Raw genomic sequence first — 3,437 nt, 5'->3', positions numbered from 1 at the left:
GAATCGCCCCGGGCGCCCTCGGTCGTGCCGGAGCGTTACGGTCGCAGCGCCCGCAGCAGCAGGTCGGCGAGCTGGTCGGCGACCTGCTGCGGGGTGAGCGGGCCGTCCGGGCGGTACCAGGTGGACAGGTGGTGGACCGAGCCGAAGTGGTAGTCCACGACCAGGTCGGCGGGGGTCGCCACGGAGAACACCCCGGACTGCTGGCCCTCCTCGATCAGGGCCCGGAACCGCTCGTGGTAGTGCCGCCGCTCGGCGCGCACCTGCTTGTTCTTCTCCGGGCTGAGGTGGTGCATCGAGCGGAAGAAGATCGAGGCGTCGTCGAGGTTCTCGATCGTGGTGACCACGACGTCGGCGGCGGCGTCCCGCAGCCGCTGCTCGACCGGGGCGTCCGCGTTCGCGAAGGCGTCGAGCCGCTCCTGCTGGAGCCGCAGCACCCGGGAGTAGACCTCCTGGAGGAGGTCCTCCTTGGAGCCGAAGTAGTGGTAGAGCGCGCCCTTGGTGACGCCCGCCGCCTCCACGATCTCCTGGACGGAGGTGCGGTCGTAGCCACGCTCCGCGAAGAGCCGGGTGGCGGCGGCCAGCAGCCTCTGGGGGACGGGGGTGCCGCTCCCGTCCGTCGTCCTGGCCATGCGCCGCCGCCTTTCCCTTGTGATCGTCATGTACTGGGGGAACGGAGTTCCCGCCTCAGGATCTTCCCACTTGTCGTTTTCGGCAGCTCCGCCAGGATCTCGACCTCGCGCGGATACTTGTACGCCGCCAGCCGCTGCTCGCAGTACGCGGAGAGCTCCGCGGGCTCGGCGGCGGCACCCGGGCGCAGGCTCACGTACGCCTTCACCGTCTCGCCGCGGTAGGCGTCGGGGACGCCGACGACGGCGGCCTCGCGGACGGCCGGGTGGGTGTAGAGGACGTCCTCGACCTCCCGCGGCCAGACCTTGAAGCCGGAGGCGTTGATCATGTCCTTCTTGCGGTCGACGACGTAGAGCCAGCCGTCCGCGTCCATGAAGCCGATGTCGCCGGTGCGCAGCTCTCCTTCGGGGAAGGTCTGCTCGGTGGCCTCCGGGAGCCGCCAGTAGCCCGGTACGACCTGGGGGCCGCGTACGGCTATCTCGCCGGGCTCGCCGAAGGGTACCTCGGCGCCGGTCTCGTCGAGGATGCGGACGACCGTGTCGGGTCCGGGGAGGCCGACGGAGAGGGTGCCGGAGGCGGGGTCCACCGGGGCCTCCAGCTCGGGCGGTACGGCGGCGCAGGGGGCGGTGCACTCGGTGAGGCCGTAGCCGTTGCGGATATACGGGCCGAAGCCTGCGCGGAACTTCTCCACCAGGGCCGGCGGTACCGGCGCGCCGCCCGAGGAGATGATCAGGAACGAGGAGAAGTGGTCGCGGGTCGCCCCGGGGTGGGCACCGAGCGCCATGAAGGCCGTGGAGGGGCCGACCGTGTACGCGGGGCGGTGCTCCAGGAAGGCGTCGAGGACGACCCCGGCGTCGAAGCGGTAGGCGAGGACGAGGGTGCCGGCGTTGCCGAAACAGGCGGCGAGCTCGCAGACCAGGCCGGTGATGTGGAAGAGCGGGGCGAGCGCGAAGTAGCCGGCGCCCGCCGGTACCGGGTGACCGGTGCGCTGGCGCTCGGCGTTGTAGCTGATGCCCCGGTGCAGGTTGAGCGCGCCCTTGGGGGTGCCGCTGGTGCCCGAGGTATAGCTGATCAGGGCCACGTCGTCGGCTGTGAGCTCACGGTCGGCGGGGGCGGGATGGCCGGCACGGGCGACGGCCAGCAGGTCGTCGGCCTCGGTGGGCACGGGCTCGAAGGCGAGGACGCGGGGGTCGTCGCGGGTCTGCAGCTCGCGTTCGCAGGCGGTGAGCACGATCCGTACGGAAGAGTCGGCGGCCGTGTCCCGCAGATACGCGTCCCAGGCCCGGTCGGAGCAGATCAGGGCGATGGCCCCGGAGTCCCGCAGGGCGTGCCCGACCTCGGCCGACTTGTACATCGGGTTGAGCGGGACGACGGTCGCGCCGGCCTTCCAGGCGCCGAGCAGGGCGAGGACGAAGTGCGGGCTGTTCTGGAGCATGATCGCGACCCGGTCGCCCCGCTCCAGTCCGTGTCCGACGAGGTGTCCGGCGACCGAGTCGGAGAGCGTGTCGGTCTCGCGGTAGGTGAGGCGGCCGTCGAAGTAGGCGAGGGCCGGGCTCTCCGGGACCCGTGCGGCGGAGGCCCGGAAGGCGTGGAGCACGGTGGGCGGCGGGGTGATGGGGGCCCGCTGGGCCTCGGTGAGCCGGTCGAGCCAGGGCTTGGCCGCGTAGAGCGACTCGGTCGAGGTCATGCGCCGGCTCCTTCCCACTTCCGCTGGATGTGGTTCATGTTGCCGAGCCATCGCTCGGGGTCGGTCGCCCTGGCCCGGTAGAACTCGGCGACCTCGGGGTGCGGGAGGACCAGGAAGCGGTCGGCCTCGATGGCGTCGAAGAGGGAGTCGGCGACGTCCTCGGGCTCGATGGCGGTGGGGGCGAGGACCAGTTCCCCGGCCGATCCGGCGGCGGTGAGCATGTCCGTGCGCACGCCCTGCGGGCAGATCGCGTGGACCTTGATCCCGCGGTGGCGGTAGGTGAGGGAGAGCCATTCGGCGAAGGCGTACGCGCCGTGCTTGGAGACGCTGTACGGGGCGGCGCCGACCATGGTCAGCAGGCCGGCGGCGGAGACGGTGGAGACGAAGCGGCCGGTGCCGCGCTCCAGCCAGTCGGGCAGCAGCGCGCGGGCGGCGCGGACGTGGGCCATGACGTTGACGTCCCAGGCGGCGGCCCAGACGGCCTCGTCGGCGAAGGCGTCACCGGGCGAGGCGAGTCCGGCGTTGGCGCACCAGACGTCGAGGGTGCCGCCGAGGGTCTCGCGGGCCTCCTCGACGATCTCCGAGGCGTCGCCCGGGACGGCGGTGGCGCCGATCTCCTCGGCGACGGCCTTGGCGCGGTCGGGGTCGAGGTCGTTGACGACGACCCGGGCGCCCTCGGCGGCGAACCGGCGGGCCAGTGCGGCTCCGATACCGCCGCCCGCGCCCGTGACGACCACTCCAGCGCCCTGCACCGTACTCATCGAGACCCGCCTCTCCGTTGTGACAGTGCCAGCAGACTAACCAGTCGGTATGTAGCAGGGGAAGACCTCTGGCGCACGCCTCGTTCCCTGGGGCCGTCAGGAGCGCTAGCGTGCGGGCCCATGTCAGGGAAGGCGATCAAGGAGGTTTCCGTATGAGCCTGTCGAGCCCGTCCAACCCGTCGAGCCCGTCGAGCCGGTCGAACCCGTCGGGCCTGTCGAGACGCGGCCTGCTCGCCGCCGGCGGCGCGGTCGGGCTGGGGGCCGCGGCCGCGCCCGGGGGGGGCGCGGGCGCGCGCGGGCGCCCGCCCCCCCCCCCCCGCCGCGGGCGCCCCCCCCCCCGACGAGGCCGAGGAGCATCCCCC

General features: G+C 72.9%; 3 protein-coding genes. All 3 read right to left on the bottom strand.

The window, feature by feature from the left end; all coding sequences use genetic code 11:
• Positions 1-35: 35 nt before the first annotated feature.
• Genes ACFVZW_RS36895 through ACFVZW_RS36885 form a run of 3 tightly spaced genes read right to left on the bottom strand, consistent with a single transcriptional unit; the run spans position 36 to position 3,075 of the window.
• Positions 36-629: a TetR/AcrR family transcriptional regulator gene (locus ACFVZW_RS36895; protein ID WP_384530952.1), complete on the bottom strand. Its 594-nt coding sequence runs from the start codon at positions 627-629 to the stop codon at positions 36-38.
• A 26-nt stretch (positions 630-655) separates the two neighbouring features.
• Positions 656-2,314: an AMP-binding protein gene (locus tag ACFVZW_RS36890; protein ID WP_384530950.1), complete on the bottom strand. Its 1,659-nt coding sequence runs from the start codon at positions 2,312-2,314 to the stop codon at positions 656-658.
• On the bottom strand, positions 2,311-3,075 hold the full coding sequence (locus ACFVZW_RS36885) for an SDR family oxidoreductase (RefSeq protein WP_384530948.1): 765 nt from the start codon (positions 3,073-3,075) through the stop codon (positions 2,311-2,313). Before ACFVZW_RS36885 ends, ACFVZW_RS36890 begins: the two co-directional genes overlap by 4 nt.
• Positions 3,076-3,437 lie beyond the last annotated feature (362 nt).

This window comes from Streptomyces sp. NPDC059567 (genome assembly GCF_042735655.1).
Lineage (GTDB): Bacteria > Actinomycetota > Actinomycetes > Streptomycetales > Streptomycetaceae > Streptomyces.
The sequence above is the reverse complement of the archived record's forward strand: the minus strand, read 5'-3'. Positions and strand labels throughout refer to the sequence as shown.